The organism is Sinorhizobium mexicanum, from assembly GCF_013488225.1.
In the GTDB taxonomy this organism is placed as follows: Bacteria; Pseudomonadota; Alphaproteobacteria; order Rhizobiales; family Rhizobiaceae; genus Sinorhizobium; species Sinorhizobium mexicanum.
Map to the genome: position 1 here is coordinate 1,066,138 of NZ_CP041238.1, position 18,061 is coordinate 1,084,198.

General features: G+C 62.5%; 17 protein-coding genes. 10 read left to right on the top strand and 7 right to left on the bottom strand.

Annotation, left to right across the window (positions count from 1 at the left end):
- Positions 1 to 96: 96 nt before the first annotated feature.
- A complete protein-coding gene (locus FKV68_RS04950; RefSeq protein ID WP_180940418.1) occupies positions 97 to 792 on the bottom strand; it encodes an HAD family hydrolase in 696 nt (231 codons plus the stop codon).
- A gap of 180 nt (positions 793 to 972) precedes the next feature.
- Between FKV68_RS04950 and FKV68_RS04955 the strand changes: the two genes are divergently transcribed.
- The 3 genes from FKV68_RS04955 (at position 973) to FKV68_RS04965 (ending at position 2,869) form a co-directional block, all read left to right on the top strand.
- A complete protein-coding gene (locus FKV68_RS04955; RefSeq protein WP_180940419.1) occupies positions 973 to 1,641 on the top strand; it encodes a GntR family transcriptional regulator in 669 nt (222 codons plus the stop codon).
- A gap of 209 nt (positions 1,642 to 1,850) precedes the next feature.
- Complete coding sequence (locus FKV68_RS04960) at positions 1,851 to 2,438, top strand: biotin transporter BioY (protein ID WP_180940420.1); 588 nt, start codon at positions 1,851 to 1,853, stop codon at positions 2,436 to 2,438.
- Positions 2,435 to 2,869, top strand: a complete 435-nt coding sequence (locus tag FKV68_RS04965) for a DUF1284 domain-containing protein (RefSeq protein WP_180940421.1) — start codon at positions 2,435 to 2,437, stop codon at positions 2,867 to 2,869. Before FKV68_RS04960 ends, FKV68_RS04965 begins: the two co-directional genes overlap by 4 nt.
- Positions 2,870 to 2,964: 95 nt before the next feature.
- Here FKV68_RS04965 and FKV68_RS04970 read toward each other — a convergent pair whose 3' ends face one another.
- A complete protein-coding gene (locus FKV68_RS04970; protein ID WP_180940422.1) occupies positions 2,965 to 3,645 on the bottom strand; it encodes an ArsR/SmtB family transcription factor in 681 nt (226 codons plus the stop codon).
- Positions 3,646 to 3,717: 72 nt separating this feature from the next.
- Here FKV68_RS04970 and FKV68_RS04975 point away from each other — a divergent pair, with 72 nt between their 5' ends.
- The 3 genes from FKV68_RS04975 to FKV68_RS04985 all read left to right on the top strand — a co-directional run bounded on the left by FKV68_RS04975 (position 3,718) and on the right by FKV68_RS04985 (position 5,673).
- Positions 3,718 to 4,038 (top strand): NIPSNAP family protein, encoded by a 321-nt coding sequence (locus FKV68_RS04975; RefSeq protein WP_180940423.1) that lies wholly within the window; start codon positions 3,718 to 3,720, stop codon positions 4,036 to 4,038.
- A gap of 4 nt (positions 4,039 to 4,042) precedes the next feature.
- The gene (locus tag FKV68_RS04980; protein WP_180940424.1) at positions 4,043 to 4,402 is read left to right on the top strand and encodes an antibiotic biosynthesis monooxygenase family protein; all 360 of its coding nucleotides are present in this window, start codon (positions 4,043 to 4,045) and stop codon (positions 4,400 to 4,402) included.
- Positions 4,403 to 4,542: 140 nt separating this feature from the next.
- Complete coding sequence (locus FKV68_RS04985; protein ID WP_136507193.1) at positions 4,543 to 5,673, top strand: site-specific DNA-methyltransferase; 1,131 nt, start codon at positions 4,543 to 4,545, stop codon at positions 5,671 to 5,673.
- Between the two features lie 135 nt (positions 5,674 to 5,808).
- Here the strand turns inward: FKV68_RS04985 and FKV68_RS04990 are convergent, their stop codons facing one another.
- The 3 genes from FKV68_RS04990 to mutY form a co-directional block, all read right to left on the bottom strand.
- Entirely contained in the window at positions 5,809 to 6,846 is a 1,038-nt protein-coding gene (locus FKV68_RS04990; RefSeq protein WP_180940425.1) for a calcium-binding protein, read from the bottom strand.
- Between the two features lie 155 nt (positions 6,847 to 7,001).
- Positions 7,002 to 7,619, bottom strand: coding sequence for an HAD family hydrolase (locus FKV68_RS04995; RefSeq protein WP_180940426.1), 618 nt, complete (start codon positions 7,617 to 7,619; stop codon positions 7,002 to 7,004).
- Between the two features lie 71 nt (positions 7,620 to 7,690).
- On the bottom strand, positions 7,691 to 8,785 hold the full coding sequence (gene mutY, locus FKV68_RS05000) for an A/G-specific adenine glycosylase (protein ID WP_180940427.1): 1,095 nt from the start codon (positions 8,783 to 8,785) through the stop codon (positions 7,691 to 7,693).
- A gap of 190 nt (positions 8,786 to 8,975) precedes the next feature.
- On the opposite strand from mutY, the gene FKV68_RS05005 reads away from it, so the two are divergent.
- The 4 genes from FKV68_RS05005 to ppdK all read left to right on the top strand — a co-directional run bounded on the left by FKV68_RS05005 (position 8,976) and on the right by ppdK (position 16,865).
- Positions 8,976 to 9,488: a DUF721 domain-containing protein gene (locus FKV68_RS05005; RefSeq protein WP_180940428.1), complete on the top strand. Its 513-nt coding sequence runs from the start codon at positions 8,976 to 8,978 to the stop codon at positions 9,486 to 9,488.
- 116 nt (positions 9,489 to 9,604) lie between these two features.
- Positions 9,605 to 10,417 carry a DsbA family protein gene (locus tag FKV68_RS05010; RefSeq protein WP_180940429.1) on the top strand — a complete coding sequence of 271 codons (813 nt, stop codon included), beginning with the start codon at positions 9,605 to 9,607 and terminating at the stop codon, positions 10,415 to 10,417.
- A gap of 114 nt (positions 10,418 to 10,531) precedes the next feature.
- Positions 10,532 to 13,993, top strand: a complete 3,462-nt coding sequence (locus FKV68_RS05015; protein WP_180940430.1) for a chromosome segregation SMC family protein — start codon at positions 10,532 to 10,534, stop codon at positions 13,991 to 13,993.
- 181 nt (positions 13,994 to 14,174) lie between these two features.
- Positions 14,175 to 16,865, top strand: a complete 2,691-nt coding sequence (ppdK, locus tag FKV68_RS05020; protein ID WP_180940431.1) for a pyruvate, phosphate dikinase — start codon at positions 14,175 to 14,177, stop codon at positions 16,863 to 16,865.
- Positions 16,866 to 16,910: 45 nt separating this feature from the next.
- Here ppdK and FKV68_RS05025 read toward each other — a convergent pair whose 3' ends face one another.
- Positions 16,911 to 17,153: a hypothetical protein gene (locus FKV68_RS05025; protein ID WP_180940432.1), complete on the bottom strand. Its 243-nt coding sequence runs from the start codon at positions 17,151 to 17,153 to the stop codon at positions 16,911 to 16,913.
- Positions 17,154 to 17,462: 309 nt separating this feature from the next.
- The gene (locus FKV68_RS05030) at positions 17,463 to 17,849 is read right to left on the bottom strand and encodes a hypothetical protein (RefSeq protein ID WP_180940433.1); all 387 of its coding nucleotides are present in this window, start codon (positions 17,847 to 17,849) and stop codon (positions 17,463 to 17,465) included.
- Positions 17,850 to 18,061 lie beyond the last annotated feature (212 nt).

Consider the following 18,061-nt stretch of genomic DNA (forward strand, 5'->3'; position numbering starts at 1 on the left):
GCGCAAAATAAGCGCGCGCCCATTGCGACCCGCGGGACTTTCCGTCCCGGCGGTAGCCGGGGCGAAAAAGATTAGTCTGATCACACTGACCCGACGTCAGGCCGTCATGGACTCCGACCATTCGGCAAGCGCGGCGATTACGCCGGGCAGGACCGCCATGCGGGAAATTACTGTTTCGGCGCCAGCTTCGGTCAATTTGTCCGCGTGCGAGGGATAGGTATGAGCGCCGCCGGTGAAGCCGACGACGCGCATCCCAGCGGCACGGGCGCCATGAATACCATGCACCGAGTCCTCAATGACGAGGACGCGCGACGGATCGATGCCGAATTGCGCGGCGCCGTGCAGGAAGATATCCGGCTTCGGCTTGACGCGGTCGGGGCCGAGATCTCGTGCGGAATAGATGTGTTTGCCGAAATGGTCCTTGATACCGACCTTTCCGAGCATGATGGCAAGGCGCTCCGCCGTGGAGTTGGAGCAGACGCAATGCGGCAGCGTCAGCTGCATCAGCGCCGGCTTCACGCCTTCGATGATCTTGACATCGTGGGCGAGCCGCTTGTCGAGAATAGCATCGACCTTGTCGATCAGCGATGCCGACAGCGGAATGCTCGCCTCCTTCTCGATCGCCAGCAGGGTGTTGTGCCAGGTCATGCCGGCAAAACGCTCGGCCATCTCCTCGACGCTGATCGGGTAGCCCGCCTCCGTCAGCAATCCGGCCTCGACTTCCGAGGCGATGATTTCCGAGTCGACGAGCACACCGTCGCAGTCGAAGATAATGAGATCGATACCGGTCATTTGGGGGTCAGTTCCTTGGGAGAAAGAGCGCCTGCGGCAGGGGAGGAGGTCTGGATCGCGGCGAAAGCGGCAGTCGGGGGAGCTTTATACGATGGCGTTCCAAAGCTCAACCTTTGGAAATCGCCCGAAGGGCATCCGAGCTTTCTCGACAGCGTCGGGATGCACCTCTATCTGTAGCGCATGAACAAGGAACGCGACGACACGCTTGCAAGCCGCATCAGCCGCGTGCTTGCCGAAAGGATCATCTCCGGAGTGCTGCCGCCGGGCGAGCGGCTGCGGCAGGATCACGTCGCCGAGGAGTTCGGCGCCAGTCACGTTCCCGTGCGCGAGGCCTTTCGCCGGCTGGAGGCGCAGGGGCTCGCTGTAAGCGAGCCGCGCCGCGGCGTACGCGTCGCCGCGTTCGACCTCAAGGAGGTGCGCGAGGTTGCCGAGATGCGGGCCGCCCTGGAAGTCCTGGCCCTGCGCCACGCCGTGCCTCACCTGACACCGGCGATCCTCGACAGGGCCGAGGCGGCAACGGCCGCGGCCGACAGTTCCCGCGATGTGCGCTCCTGGGAAGCAGCGAACCGTGCCTTTCACCGGATCATTCTCGAGCCCTGCAGTATGCCGCGCCTGCTCGCCGCGATCGATGATCTTCATGCGGCAAGTGCCCGGTTTCTCTTCTCAGCCTGGCGTTCGAGCTGGGAGGCGCGCACCGATCACGATCACCGGGCGATCCTGGCGGCGCTCCGTCAAGGGAAGGGCGGGGAGGCGGCGACCATTCTCGGGCGTCATGTCGGATGGATCGGCAAGACTCCGGTGAAGACGGCCGCAGGCGAAGTTCGCGACGCCTTCTCGATCATCGGTTAACACGCCTGACGGAAAGCGTGATCTTAAATTATCTATAATTATTACACGAAGGACGCGCTGAAGGCGTTGACCGGCAGTTTTTCTGTCGTTGACAGGGGCAAACATGTAGCGTCTGCGTATTGATTACGTCGCCATTTATGAGTATCGGAGAAATTGTAGATAATTTCAAAGATTATCTATAATTCTTAACCCTAGCTTTGGGAGAACCCATGTCCGGTCTCGTTTCCGCGCCTGTCTTCGATCCGCTGCGCCTCGGCGGCAAGACATGGCCCCTAAGAGCCTTGTTCGTTCTGGCAGGCACCGCCTTCCTTGCACTTTCCTCGCAGATCAGCGTGCCGATGGTGCCGGTACCGATCACCATGCAGACCTTCGCGGTCACCATGATCGGCGTCATTTACGGCTGGCGTTTGGGCGGCGTCACGATCCTCGCATGGTTGACGGAAGCCATCGTCGGACTGCCGGTGCTTGCAAACGGCGCGGGCGGCATCGGCCATTTCGCCGGTCCGACCGCCGGCTACCTCGTCTCTTTCCCGTTGATCGGCGGCCTTGCCGGTTGGCTGGCTGCCCGGGGCTGGGCGGGCGATCGGGTGATACTAAGCTTCCTCGCGCACCTTTCCGCCAATGTCCTCTGCCTAGTAATCGGCGCGGCGTGGCTTGCGACGCTGATCGGTCTCGAGAAGGCGGTCATGCTGGGTGCGGTCCCGTTCCTGCTCGGCGCCGTCATGAAATCGGCGCTCGCCGCCGCGGTCGTCAAGGCGATCCTGCACTCCGTTCGCAAGCCGGCGGACCTGCTTTGACAGTCCGCCTGCGCGGACATCATCTTCTGTGCCTGCTGAGTTTCGTGGGCGAGGGCTACACGCCCTCGTTCACCCGCAACTACCACGGCGTTGCCGCTCGCCTTTCTGCCGGCGAGCCAATCGAGATCGTCGAAGGACCGGATGATATCTGTGCGCCGATGCTGGGGCTGGCCGAGGCTCATTGTCACAACGACAATATCGCCTGTCGCGACAGTCGCGCTTTGGCTGCGGTAGCTGAACTGCTTGGGCTTACCCTTGGTCCGGGCTCCGTTCTCATTCTCGACGACCGGCGCCTTCAGGACCTGCGCGGCGCCCTTGCGCTTGGCTCTGTTCGCGCCGCCTGCGATGAATGCGAATGGTCCCCCCTCTGCACGCGCGTCGCGCGGGACGGCTTTGCCGGTGCGCTCGTTCGAGGAGCGCCTACTCCTTAAATCGTAGCCGATCTAAGGATAAAAACATGCAGCAATTCACAGTGCTACAGCGTCCTTTGCGCGTCTGATAAGACGCGTGGCGCCGTATAGCGTCCTTATTGTGGGAAGAGTTCTGAGAAGGCTTTTTCGCCACTATCGGTAAAGCGAATGGCGCGGCTGTTCTGCTCACGCTTTGCCCACCCCTTGTCGATGAAGAGGGTCAGGAGTGCCTCGCCGAGCGAGCCGGCAAGATGCGAGCGGCGCTCGCTCCAGTCGAGACAGGTCCGGCAAATCGGCCGGCGGGATTTCTTGAGTGCGGCATAGTCAATGCCCAAGGCCTCGATGCGGATCTGACCGGCATCGGTCAGTGCGAGGTCATCGCCGGTGATTTCGATCTGGCGGGCGGCGACCAGACTGTCGAGCATGCGCACCCCGTAGTCGCCGGCGAGGTGATTGTAGCAGACGCGTGCCTTTCTGAGCGCGGGATCCTTCGGTCCCGGTTGATGGCGAGTCAAGCCGCGGCTTGCTGCAAAACCCATGATGCTTTCCAGCATCAGTCCGACCTCGTCCTCGCTCAGGGCATAATAGCGGTGGCGACCCTGCTTGCGCTGCGTCAGCAATCCGCCGGCCTCCAGCTTGGCAAGGTGCGAGCTTGCGGTCTGCAGCGTGATCCCGGCATGCGTAGCCAGCTCGGTTGCAGTCAATGCCCGACCGCCCATCAGCGCGGTCAGCATGTTGGCGCGCGCGGGATCGCCGATGAGTGAGCCGATCAGGGCAATGTCCGGACCTTCCTTCATACTTCGATCATAATCGAAGCATCCGCGCCGGACAAGTCGGCATAGTTGTCGTCAACCAGAAAGGAGACGACCGTGATCACCTGCTTCATCCGCTACGAGATCGACCCGTTCCGCAAGGACGATTTTGCGACCTATGCCCGCAATTGGGGCGAAGCCATTCCCCGCTGCGGTGCCGATCTCATCGGTTATTTTGGTCCGCACGAGGGGTCGGCTACGATTGCCTACGGAGTCTATAACATCGAAAGCCTCGCCGCCTACGAGGCCTACCGCGCAAGGCTTGCCGCCGATCCGCTTGGCCGCGAGAATTACGAGTTCGCCAAGCGTGAGCGCTTCATTCTGAAGGAGGACCGCATCTTCCTGAAGAACGTCTCGCTGCCGCACGGAAAGGAGTGACGCAATGATCGCCGTGATTTTCGAAGTGCTGCCGGCCGAAGGCAGGCGCGACACCTATCTCGGCCTTGCCGCCGATCTGCGTCCTCTGCTGGAGGAGATCGACGGCTTCATCTCAATCGAGCGGTTTCAGAGCCTTGCCGATCCAAACAAGCTGCTGTCGCTTTCCTTTTGGCGAGACGAGGCGGCGGTGAAGGCGTGGCGCAACGGTGCCGAGCACCGCGCGGCGCAGGAGGCCGGACGGCGCGGAGTCTTTGCCGACTACCGGCTGCGGATCGCGGCAGTCGTCCGGGACTACGGTCTCAGCGACCGCGATCAGGTCCCTCCGGACAGCCGGCAATGGCACGGCCGAGCCGAGACGACTTGAGAGGAAGCGCTCGACAGCCGGGCACTGATTGCGGGTAGGCATGGACGCAAATTTTTCCGGAACGGTTTCAGCCTTTGGTAACCATCTTCGGTAACCATAAGCGTATAGTCAGTCCGAGTAAGCGTATTTGCGAGTTGTCCATGTCTTCAGTTGTTTCGCTTGCCGAAATCTCCCGTGCCGCCCGTCCGTTGAACTGGCTCGACAGCATCATCAAGGGAGATTGCGTGGCAGCGCTGAACGCGCTTCCCGATAATTCCGTCGATGTCGTCTTCGCCGATCCGCCCTACAATCTCCAACTCGGCGGAATGCTCCACCGACCGGATCAATCGCTGGTCGATGCCGTCGACGACGATTGGGACCAGTTCGCTTCCTTCGAGGCTTACGACGCCTTTACCCGTGCGTGGCTGCTTGCCTGCCGCCGTGTGCTGAAGCCGACCGGCACGCTCTGGGTGATCGGTTCCTACCACAATATCTTCCGGGTCGGTGCGATCCTGCAGGACCTGCATTTCTGGATCTTGAACGACATCATCTGGCGCAAGACCAACCCGATGCCGAACTTCAAGGGCCGCCGGTTCCAGAACGCGCATGAAACCCTGATCTGGGCTACACCGAACGCGAAGGCCAAGGGCTACACCTTCAATTACGAGGCCATGAAGGCGGCGAACGACGACGTTCAGATGCGCTCCGACTGGTTATTCCCGATCTGCTCCGGCGCCGAGCGTCTGAAGGGTGACGATGGCAAGAAGGTGCATCCGACGCAGAAGCCAGAAGCGCTTCTCGCCCGCATCCTGATGGCCTCGACCAAGCCCGGCGACGTCGTGCTCGACCCCTTCTTCGGCTCGGGCACCACGGGCGCCGTCGCCAAGCGCCTCGGCCGCCATTTCGTAGGCATCGAGCGCGAGCAGGACTATATCGATGCCGCCGCCGAACGCATCGCCGCTGTCGAGCCGCTCGGTAAGGCGACGCTTTCCGTCATGACCGGCAAGAAGGCGGAGCCGCGCGTCGCCTTCAACACGCTGATCGAAAGCGGGCTGATCAAGCCCGGCACGGTTCTGACGGACGCAAAGCGTCGCTACAGCGCGATCGTGCGCGCGGACGGCACGCTCGCCTCGGGCGGCGAGGCCGGATCCATTCACCGCCTTGGCGCAAAAGTTCAGGGTCTTGATGCCTGCAACGGATGGACATTCTGGCACTTCGAAGAGGGCAATAGCCTGAAGCCTATCGACGAACTCAGATCCGTCATTCGAAATGACCTGGCAAAACTGAACTGATCAACCAGTTCCGCTCGGGTCTTCGAAAAGCGCTCCGTCCGGTTTTTGTACCTTCAGTCCCGGAAGGAGAGCTTTAAACGCCCGGAATCCGATGAGGATTCCGGGCGTTTGTATCAATGCCCAAATCGAGGCGCATCAGAGGAAGAAGTCGTCGACCCGCAGGCTGGAGACGCCGTTTACCTTGATCTGGAAATCGGCATAGCCGTCGCCATTGACATCGCCCGAGACGACGCCAGAGCGGAAGTTCAGTTCGCCGGCGTCGCCCGAAAAGGCGGCACTGCCGATGAAAACAAACTTCTGGTTTCCGCTCCAGGTGGTGTCGGCATCGATCGTCGACAGGTCGATGACGTCCCATTCCGACCGGTGGAAATCGGCGATCACATCGCGCCGGCTGCCGACCGCCGATTCGCTGATCGCGTTGAAATCGAAGCTGTCGGTGCCGGTGCCGCCGTTGAGGTAGTCGAAACCGGTACCGCCGCGCAGGATATCGGCGCCCGCACCACCATAAAGATCGTCGTCGCCGGTGCCGCCATCGAGGAAATCGTCGCCGGCGAGGCCCTCGAGAATGTCGTGGCCGCCGAGCCCGCGCAGCACATTGGCGACCGAACTGCCGGTAATGTCGTCATGGCCGTAGTTGGTGCCCGTCGCATTCTCGACGCTGATCAGGTCTTCCCGGCGGCCGGTGCCGGTGGTCGCATATTTATAGCCGAGGTCGATCGTCACACCCCGGCCGCGCTCCGAACCGAAGCTGTCCTGCAGTTGGTAGCTGATCGTGTCGATGCCGGTGCCGCCGTTGAAGTAGTTCTTGAAGCCGACCGAAAGGAAGGTGTCGTTGCCGCTATCGCCATAATAGTCGCTGGCATAGGTTTCGATCTCGAAGCGATCGTTGCCGCTTCCGCCGTAAACCACGTCGTAGGAGCTTGCGTCACGGACACGTGCGTCGGCGATATAAAGATCGTCGCCGGCGCCCATGAAGATGTCGTTGCCGCCTTCGAAGTAATTAACGACAACATCGTTGCCGTAGCCCGCGTCGACAAAATTATATCCGCCGTAACTGTCGGTCCTGTTCAGATGAATCTGGTCGTTTCCATCAAGTGCATAGATCTCTACCGAGATGTAGCCGTTCTGGACGATCTTGTCGCTGTAGTTCGTGCCGTAGATACGCGTGGCCATGGAACAGAACCTTTCGGGGTGGGCGTCGAATTCTGGTTCTGATCATGGACGGCAACAGCTGAATGACGGCTGAACCGATTGTGGCGCTTTGATGATTTCAAAGCCGTCGCGCGTATCGCAAAGCCGCGCGGAGCTGGCCGAGCCCGTCGAGGTCCTCAGTGCTGAATGCCGTAGCAGGCGAGATCGACTTTCAGCTTCTCGGGGTCGGTAAAGTGAACGGCGTGCCAACCCGCGCTGCGCGCGCCTTCCACATTGGGCATGCTGTCGTCGATGAAGAGCGTGGCAGCGGGGTCCAGGTCAAAAGCCTTGGCATGGGCGCGATAGATGGCGACCTCCGGCTTGATCAGGCCGACATCGCCGGAGACTGTCACGCCGCGGGGCAGCGTCAGGAAGGGGTAAAGCTTCTGCGCCTCGCGGAATGTATCGGACGCGAAATTTGTGAGCATGGTGACATCGCGCCCTTCGTTGATCAGTCCCTCCATCAGGGAGACGGTCTCGACATAGGCATGCGGCACCATCTCGTGCCAGCATTTGCGAAAGGACCGAATCTGATCCTCGCGATCCGGGTGTGCCCTGATCAGCATGTCCTCCGCTTCTTCCCAGGAGCGTCCTCGGTCCTGTTCGACATTCCAGTCGTGGGTGCAGACATTGGCGAAGAACCAGTTGCGCTCGGCTTCGTCCGGGATAATGCGGCAGTAGGGAAGACGCGGGTCGTAATGGATCAGCACCTTGCCGATGTCGAAGACGATGTGGCGGATGTTTGCGCTGCTCATCGGCAATCCCTAGTTGTTCCAATGGTTTCTGTGTGGAGGACAGGCAAGAACCGCTCACGCCCTTGTTTGTTCTAGCTTCGCTCGGCTTTGAAGGCGCTTGGTATAGCCTGGGCGATCGCCTTTTTCATGACGGTTGGCAACGCCTGCGCCCCAAGCGACGCGATCGGCTCCCACCATCCGTTCAAGCCCGTCTCGGCGCGCTGAACATTGGCGCGGTAGATCGAGAGGCGCAACTCGAAATGCGTAAAAACATGCGTGATCGTTCCGCAGGACTCCCAGGACGCGGCGAAGGGTTGGGCGGCGATTGAGGTCTCGCCGTCTCGGCGTGCAGTCCATCCCGTTCCTGGTACTTCGGTCATGCCGCCGAGAAGGCCGGTGTCGGCACGCTTCTGCAGATAGACGGCGTTCGAGCGGTCGATCGCCACGAAGGCCGCGCCGAGGCGGAGCGGTTTTTGCTTCTTTTCCGCCTTGCGTGGAAAGGTTTCAGGGTCGGCCGTTGCCAGCGCCAGACAGCTTGCCCGGAAGGGACAGAGCGAACAGGCCGGCCGCTTCGGGCTGCAGATCGTTGCGCCGAGATCCATCATCGCCTGCGCGAAGTCGCCCGGGCGATCCTCTGGCGTGAGCGCAAGGACTCGCGCCCGCATTTCCGGCTTGGCCGCGGGCAATGGCGTTTCGATGGCGTAAAGTCGGGAGATCACGCGCTCGACATTGCCGTCGAGAACGGCGCTTCGGCGGTTGAAAGCGATCGCGGCGACCGCCGCCGCCGTGTAGCCGCCGATGCCGGGAAGTGCTTTCAGCGCTTCCTCACTATCCGGAAAGCGCCCGCCGTGCTCGCCCGCCACCGCTTCGGCGCATTTCTTCAGGTTGCGCGCACGGGCGTAGTAGCCGAGCCCGGCCCAGGCTTTCATCACGTCTTCGGTCTCCGCTGCGGCAAGATCGTTGATCGTCGGCCACAGCGTCAGGAACTTGTTGAAATAGGCCTTGACCGCCTGGACGGTGGTCTGCTGCAGCATGACCTCGGACAGCCAGACGTGGTAGGGATCGGCGAGAACGCCCTTTCGCGTCATTGGCGGCGAGACCCGCCAGGGAAGATCGCGGTGGTGGCGATCGTACCAGTCGAGAAGAAGAAAGGTGGCGTCCGCCGCCTTCGGGGTGTCGTGCATCATTTGCCGGGGAATCCTTTTCCGGCCTATAGTTGGATGATGGGACCTACAGCGCCGCACGTCTTATCAGATGCGGAAGGGTCGCTGTAGCACTTTGAATTGCTGCATGTTTATCGTTAAATCCGCTACGATTTAAGGAAACATACAGTAGGCTTCAAGGCGCAATCGGAATTGCAAACAGAAAGTCGTGCCGGTGAATCAAGAGAAGGCCCGCAGGGGCGTCGTCCAGATCAGCGAGGTCGCAAACGGCCTGATCGATCCGGTGCTCGCCAAGCGTGCGGGCATCAACACCATGCTGCTGGGCTCCTGGGATGAGATTGCCGGTCCAGAGTTTGCCGACTGTACACGGCCGGAAAAAATCGCCTGGCCGCGCCGTGCTTCTGAAATGGGCGGCGAGGGAGGTCATCAGCCGGGCGTTCTCACTGTCGCCTGCGAGGGCGCGAGGGCGCTTTTCCTTACCCACGCCCAGGGCGAACTGATCCAGCGCATCAACGGTTTTTTCGGCTTCTACGCGATCGGCCAGATCCGGATCGTGCAGAAGCCGGTTGCGGCCCCACCCAAACCGTTCCGTCGTCCGCGTCCGCTCGTCGGCGAGCCCGCGCGAAAGCTCGAAGCCATGGTGGAAGGCGTAGAAAGCGAGGCGCTGAAGGCGGCGCTCCGGCGTCTTGGCACAGCCGTGTTTTCGTCGCGCCGGAAGGGAACGTGATCTTCGGGTGGTCACATTTCTTTGAATTCAGTTGAGACGCCGCCCCTTGTCGCCTCCAACAAGGCAAGTTATCGAATTCGCAATTCAATTTTCCTCACAGAACACAGGTCAAATTTATGTCCGCTTCCGAAAAGAGCCTTTCGAAACGCCTGCTGGGCGGTGCTGTCGCCGCCGCGCTCGCTCTGATGCTCGCCGCCTGCAGCGAGGAGAAGAAGGAGACGGCTTCAACTGCGCCGACTGAAACCAGCACGACCGCGGAGGCGACGACCACTGCGTCCACGCCGGCTGCAACCGCCGCCACCAGCGAGGTGAAGCCTGCGCAAACCGAAGTTGCCCAAGCAACCGCACCCGCTGCCAAGGTTGAACTGCCGCAGTCGGAAGGCAGTGTAGACATGAAGAAGCTGCTCGAACCAGGCCCGCTGCCGGAAATGGCGTTGGGCGAAGCCAATGCGCCGGTGACGATCGTCGAATACATGTCGATGACCTGCCCGCACTGCGCGAACTTCCACAACAAGACCTTCGACGCCATCAAGGCGAAATATATAGACACCGGCAAGGTCCGCTTTATCGTACGTGAGTTCCCGTTCGATCCGCGCGCTGCCGCCGCCTTCATGCTGGCGCGCTGCGCGCCGGAGGGGCAGTACTTCCCGATGATCTCGATGCTGTTCGAGCAGCAGGAGCAGTGGGCTGCAGCGCAGAACGGCCGCGATGCGCTCTTGCAAATGTCCAAACTCGCCGGTTTTACACAGGAGAGCTTCGAGGCCTGCTTGACGAACCAAAAACTTCTGGATGATGTGAACGCAGTGATGCAGAGGGGCGCCAAGGATTTCGGCGTCAAGTCGACTCCGACCTTCTTCATCAATGGTGAGCACTTTTCGGGGGACATGTCGGTTGACGTTATGTCGGCCCTCATCGACAGCAAGCTCTGATCCATCGCTTTTCCAGAAAACGGGCGACGGCAGCAGCCGTGCGCCCGTTTTTTCGTTTTATGCGCCTTTCCTTCATGGTGAATGGGTCGATGGCCGCCGACGGACGTGCCACCCATGAAGTTTAACAAGCTCCGCCTGCTCGGCTTTAAATCCTTCGTCGAACCGACCGAATTCGTCATCGAGCGTGGTCTGACCGGTGTCGTCGGGCCAAACGGCTGCGGCAAGTCGAACCTTGTGGAAGCGCTGCGCTGGGTGATGGGCGAAAACTCCTACAAGAACATGCGCGCCTCGGGCATGGACGATGTGATCTTCTCCGGCTCGGGCAACCGGCCGGCGCGCAACACGGCGGAAGTCGGCCTCTATCTCGACAACGCTGATCGCACGGCGCCCGCCGCCTTCAACGACAGTGACGAGATCCAGGTGACCCGCCGCATCGAGCGCGAGCAGGGCTCGGTCTATCGCATCAACGGCAAGGAAGCGCGTGCCAAGGACGTGCAATTGCTGTTTGCCGACGCGTCGACCGGGGCGCGCTCGCCATCGATGGTCGGTCAGGGCCGGATCGGCGAACTGATCGCCGCCAAGCCTCAGGCGCGTCGTCAACTGCTCGAAGAGGCGGCCGGCATCTCCGGCCTGCATTCCCGCCGCCATGAGGCAGAATTGCGCTTGCGGGCAGCCGAGACCAATCTCGAGCGGCTCGACGACGTGACGTCCCAGCTCGAAAGCCAGATCGAGAGCCTGAAGCGCCAGTCCCGCCAGGCCAATCGCTTCAAGATGCTGTCGGCCGATATCCGCCGGCACGAGGCGATCCTCTTCCATATTCGCTGGGTGCAGGCCAAGGAAGCGGAAGCCGAGGCGACGAGCCAGCTGAACCAGATCACCGCCCTGGTTGCCGAAAAGGCGCAAATACAGATGGAGGCCGCGAAAGCCCAGGCGATCGCCAGCCTCAAGCTGCCGGAGCTGCGCGAGAACGAGGCGAAGCTCGCGGCGGCCCTGCAGCGCCTGCAGATCGCCCGCTCGCAGCTGGAAGAGGATGCCGGCCGGATTCTCAGGCGCCGCGATGAATTGCAGCGCCGGCTGGCGCAACTCGCCGAGGATATTGCGCGCGAGGAACGGCTGGTTGCAGACAATGCGGGTATTCTCGCACGCCTCGACGAGGAGGAAGCTGAGCTCCGGGACGTGCTGGCGGAGGCTGATGACCGCGCCGGCGAGGCGCGCGAGCGGCTCAATGCTGCCAATGAGGCGCTGGCGATCGGCGAAGCCGAACTTGCACGGGTGACGGCCGACCGGGCCGAGGCCCAAGCAGGTCGCAATCAGATCGAAAGAACGCTTCGCGATCTCTCTGAGCGGCAGGCGCGCCTTGTCCGTCAGCTTTCCGACCAGGCACGCGATCTCGATGATCTCGACCGGCAGATGGCGGCGCTTCCCGATCCGCATGAAAAGCAGGGGCAGGTGGAGGTCGCGGAGGCTGCGCTGGACGAAGCTGAAGCGGCTGTCGTCTCCATTGAGGAGGCGCTCGCCGACGCTCGCGCCGATGAGGCTGCTGCCCGCCCGCCGGTCGATGAGGCGCGTGCAGCGTTGAACGGAATCGAGGCCGAGGCGCGCACGATCCGCCGGATGCTGGAGGCGGTCGGCGGCGGTGCCTTTCCGGCGATCGTCGAGGAGATGAAGGTCGAACGCGGCTTCGAGACGGCCCTTGGTGCGGCACTTGGCGACGACCTCGATTCGCCTTTGGATCAGGCGGCGCCTGCGCATTGGCGAATGCCCGGCGACCATTCTGCCGATCCATCTTTGCCTGCGGGTGCGGTGGCGCTCGACGGCTATGTGCGCGCACCGGAGGCGCTTAAGCGGGCACTTGGCCAGATCGGGATCGTCGAAAGTGAAGCGGAAGCGGAGCGCTTGCTGCCGCTTTTGAAGACTGGCCAGCGCCTGGTGACGAAGGAAGGCGCGGTCTGGCGCTGGGACGGTCACGTGACCGGATCGGAGGCGCCGAGCGCCGCAGCCTTGCGGCTCGCGCAGAAGAACCGGCTTATCGAGCTCGAGGGCGAGACCGAGGATGCGACCGAAGGGTTGCGGCGGGCCGAAGCCGATCTTACGGCAGCCAGTGCGCGCATCCGTGCCGAGGATGAACGGCTGCGCCTTGCGCGCGATGCCCAACGCATGATCGGCCGCCAACTCACCGAGGCGCGGGAAGCGCTGGCGACAGCCGAGCGTGCCTCGGGCGATCTCGCCCGCCGCCGCGCCGTCCTCGCCGAAACGAAGCTTCAGCTGGAGGGACAGGTCGAGGAGGCGGCGGAACAGATCGAGGCAGCCAACGAGGCGCTTGCCGCAGCACCCGATCTCTCCGAGCTTGAGCTCCACCTGCGCAACCAGACGGCGGCGGTGGCCGCCGATCGCGCCGCGGTCGCAGAGGCACGTGCCGCCCATGACGGTCTTGCTCGCGAAAACGAGATGCGCCAGCGCCGGCTTTCGGCAATCGCCGCAGAACGCGAGACGTGGCGGGCGAGGGCAGCGAGCGCCGAGGAACATATTGGTACTTTGCGCGACCGCGAGGCGGAAACGCGGGACGAAGTCGAGGAACTGATCGATGCGCCGGACGAGTTCGAGGACAAGCGCCGCGCGCTGATGAACGAACTGCAGAAGGCGGAGGGTTCGCGCCGCGAAGCAGCCGATGTTCTCGCCGAGGCAGAAGGCCGGCAGCGCGAGGCGGACCGGGCGGCTGCCGCTGCGCTTTCGGATCTCGCCGAGGCCCGTGAACAGCGCGGTCGCGCCGAGGAGCGGCTGGTCTCGGCCCGCGAGCGTCGTGTCGAGATCGAGGCGCGGATTCACGAGGGCCTTGCCTGCGCGCCGCACGAGGTGATGCGACTGACGGGGCTCGCCGCCGATGCCGCGCTGCCCGGGATGCACGGCGTCGAGCGCGAGCTCGAACGGCTGAAGATCGAGCGGGAGCGGCTCGGAGCCGTCAATCTTCGAGCCGAGGAAGAGCAGAAGGAACTCTCCGAGCGCCTGGCGGCGATCCTCAAGGAGCGCGACGATGTCATCGAGGCGATCCGCAAGCTCCGCAGCGCCATCCAGAACCTCAATCGCGAAGGGCGCGAACGGCTGATCGCCGCCTTCGATGTAGTCAATGGGCAGTTCCAGCGGCTATTCACCCACCTCTTCGGCGGCGGCACGGCGGAACTGCAACTGATCGAGAGCGACGACCCGCTCGAGGCCGGCCTCGAGATCCTCGCCCGTCCGCCCGGCAAGAAGCCGCAGACGATGACGCTGCTCTCGGGCGGCGAGCAGGCGCTGACGGCGATGGCGCTGATCTTCGCGGTCTTCCTCACCAATCCGGCACCCATCTGCGTGCTCGACGAAGTGGACGCCCCACTCGACGACCACAATGTCGAGCGCTACTGCAACTTGATGGACGAAATGGCAGCCTCGACCGAGACCCGCTTCATCATCATCACCCATAACCCGATCACCATGGCGCGCATGAATCGTCTCTTCGGCGTCACCATGGCCGAGCAGGGCGTCTCACAGCTCGTTTCCGTCGACCTGCAGACTGCCGAACGCATGCGGGAAGTAGTCTGAGCTGCCCAGCCGATCACGTCAGATGACCTCGAACGAACCGAGTTAACTCAGCCGTCTTGGGCGTGGCCGGCTCGCGTTTCAATTTTGATGCACCGCAGCAAAAATCTTCGTCGAGTGCATTTTCACTCCGAAACATATACTGTAGACCGTCATCAAAGCTGTTTCTGGGTGGAGAGCAGGCATGACGAAATGGGTGTATACCTTCGGCGGAGGCAAGGCCGAAGGGCGTGCGGGGGATCGCAACAAGCTTGGCGGCAAGGGAGCGAACCTCGCGGAGATGTGCAATCTCGGCCTGCCGGTGCCGCCGGGACTGACGATCGTCACGGATGCCTGCAACAGCTATTTCGACAATGATCGAGCCATGCCCGACGGCCTGCGCGAGCAGGTGCGCAAGGGCATTACCCGGATGGAAGAGATTACCGGCCGCACGTTCGGCGACACCACTCGTCCGCTGCTCTTGTCTGTCCGCTCCGGCGCACGCGCGTCGATGCCCGGCATGATGGATACGGTTCTCAACCTTGGCCTCAACGACCAGTCCGTGCATGCACTCGGGCATGACGCCGGCGATGCGCGCTTCGCCTGGGACAGTTACCGGCGCTTTATCCAGATGTATGGCGATGTCGTCATGGGCGTCGACCATGAGGTTTTCGAGGAAATCCTGGAGGACGAGAAGGGGCGGCTCGGCCACGAGCAGGATACGGAACTTTCGGCCGTCGAGTGGCAGCACGTCATTTCGCGCTACAAGGAGGCGATCGAAGAGGTGCTTGGCGAGCCCTTTCCTCAGAACCCCGAGATCCAGCTCTGGGGCGCGATCGGCGCCGTCTTTTCGAGCTGGATGAACCCGCGCGCGATAACCTATCGCCATCTTCACGGAATTCCGGCGGGCTGGGGTACTGCGGTTAATGTCCAGGCCATGGTCTTCGGCAACCTAGGAAATTCGTCCGCGACGGGCGTCGCCTTCACCCGTAATCCTTCGACGGGCGAAAGCGAACTCTATGGCGAGTTTCTGGTGAACGCTCAGGGCGAGGACGTCGTTGCCGGCATTCGCACGCCGCAGAATATCACCGAGGCTGCGCGTCTTGCATCGGGCTCCGACAAGCCGTCCCTGGAGAAGCTGATGCCCGAGGCCTTCGCCGAATTCGAGGCGATCTGCAGCAAGCTCGAACGGCATTACCGCGACATGCAGGACCTGGAATTCACGATCGAGCGCGGAAAGCTGTGGATGCTGCAGACGCGCTCCGGCAAGCGCACCGCCAAGGCGGCGCTGAAAATTGCGGTCGACATGGCCGATCAGGGACTTATTTCCAAGAAGGAAGCCGTGGCGCGGATCGATCCGGCTTCGCTCGACCAGCTCCTGCATCCGACGATCGACCCTCATGCGCGTCGAGACATTATCGGTTCCGGCCTGCCGGCTTCGCCCGGTGCGGCAACCGGCGAGATCGTCTTCTCCTCGGAAGAGGCCGTGCACGCGGTCAAGGAAGGCCGCAAGGTCATTCTGGTTCGCGTCGAGACGAGCCCCGAGGATATCCACGGCATGCATGCGGCGCAGGGTATTCTGACGACCCGCGGGGGCATGACGAGCCATGCGGCCGTCGTTGCCCGCGGCATGGGCACGCCTTGCGTTTCCGGGGCGGGCAATATCCGCGTCGACCCGCGCAACGAACTCTTGATCGCCGCGAGCGTGACGTTGAAGAAGGGTGACGTCATTACGATCGACGGGTCTTCCGGCCAGGTGCTGAAGGGGGAAATCCCGATGCTTCAGCCTGAGCTTTCGGGCGATTTCGGCCGCATCATGGAATGGGCCGATCAGAGCCGCCGGATGACTGTCCGCACCAACGCCGAAACGCCGGCGGATGCGCGTGCCGCCCGTTCCTTCGGCGCCGAAGGCATCGGCCTCTGCCGCACCGAGCACATGTTCTTCGAGGATGACCGCATCAATGTGATGCGCGAAATGATCCTCGCTGAAGACGAGGCGGGCCGGCGCGCGGCACTCGCCAAGCTTCTGCCGATGCAGCGCTCGGATTTCATCGAGCTGTTCTCGATCATGCACGGTCTGCCGGTCACAATCCGCCTCCTCGACCCGCCGCTCCACGAGTTCCTGCCGAAGACGGACGAGGAGATCGCCGACGTTGCCGGCGTCCTGTCGATCGATCCTTCGGAACTGCGCCAGCGGGTGGATGCTCTGCACGAGTTCAACCCGATGCTTGGCCATCGCGGATGCCGCTTGGCGATTTCCTACCCGGAAATTGCCGAAATGCAGGCTCGCGCCATTTTCGAGGCTGCGGTCGAGGCCGCGCACAAGACCGGCGCTGCCGTGGTTCCGGAAATCATGGTGCCGCTCGTCGGCCTGCGCGCCGAGCTCGACTACGTCAAGGAGCGGATTGAGGCGGTCGCGAAGGACGTCATCGGCGAGGCCGGCGTGAACATCGACTACCTGATCGGCACGATGATCGAGTTGCCGCGCGCGGCGCTCCGGGCGGACACGATCGCCGAATCGGCTGATTTCTTCTCCTTCGGCACCAACGACTTGACGCAGACGACCTTCGGCATCTCGCGCGATGACGCCGCCCTGTTTCTTGCCACTTACCAGCAGAAGGGCATCATCGAGCAGGATCCGTTCGTCTCTCTCGATTTCGACGGTGTCGGCGAGCTGATTCAGATTGCGGCCGAGCGCGGACGGCGGACCAAGAACGGCCTGAAGCTCGGGATATGCGGCGAGCATGGCGGCGATCCCGCTTCCATCCGCTTCTGCGAGGAGGCGGGTCTCGACTATGTCTCCTGCTCGCCCTTCCGCGTGCCGATTGCCCGGCTCGCGGCAGCGCAAGCGGCAATCAAGGGCGACGGCAAGACGGAGGCGCTGGCGGCGAGTTGACTGCTGTCCACGCGCGCTTTGCCCGCGAACGGGCACCGGTCCTCGTCAATACCAATAATACGGCCTGTGTATCAGGAAGTCGTTGTCGTAGCGGAAGGCGCGTGCCTCGGCGCGACGGTCGAGTTCTATGCGCTGCAGGCAGGTGGCGAACGCATCCGTGCCGCGGCGAAAGCCATAGGAGGCGCAGGTCGTTTCGTCCCTTGCGCGCCGCTCCTGCGGCGTCATCGTCTGGCACGCGGCCAACAACAGCCCGGCCGTGGTGAGGGTCAGCAATCTCAAAGCTTTCATCATTGCCTCCTGATCGGCACCGGTGGCACGCGACCATTGCGCAGAAAGATCAAACGAGCACAACAGACGGTGCGCAGCGCCGATCTCGGTGAGGGCCGGTGCCGGCGTGTTGGGAACAGAGGTCGGCCGAAAGGCGGGCCGTCATGCCCACGGCGGAGCGAGGGAAAAGGTTCAACGCGCTTCGTTGTCCGTATGGAGAGGTTGCCAGCGCGCACGGGTGACGCATAACGCAAGGTCCGCAAGGCGCGATTCAATTAAGATATGATGCGCCCGCCGCAGGCGGCCGGTCAACCATGGTTGGGCAGCTCTTCAGATCCGTTCGAGCACACCGACAAAAGCCTCGGCAAAGCTCTGCAGATCAGCGGTTTGCTCGCCTGGCTGCTCGACGCGGATCGCATTTCCGTCTCCGCCAAGGCAGACGAACAGTATGGTTGGCGCCTTTCCGGCATCGCTGTACCGGATGGCGGCGATCGTGAGACAATCCTCGATGAGGCCGGAGGCCGGCAGGGTGAAAAGCAATTCGCCGCCGATGTCGGCAGCGACAGTGCGCACAAAGGCGGCAAATTCATCCTTGCTTCCGGAAAATCCATCGAGGGAAAGTTCCAGTTCGAGCAGTGCCATCGGTATGGCAGCGTCGCCGGGCTGAGGCAGGAGGGTAGGGGCAGCCTTCGTCACGGTTGTCTGCGATGCGACCATGATGTCCTCTCCGTTGATTGCCGCGCGCTCGTTCCATTCACGACGGCGGCTGATGCCTCCAGTTGAACTTTCTCCGCCATGGAACGTTTGGCGGGAATTTGAAATAGGTGTTTAACGAGAATGGCGAATTTGCGGCACCGCCGCAAGCGCAGTTTCGTCGGGAGATGAACGAGCATTGTCTGTTCCCACGCCCGACGCCATGGTCTAAGAAG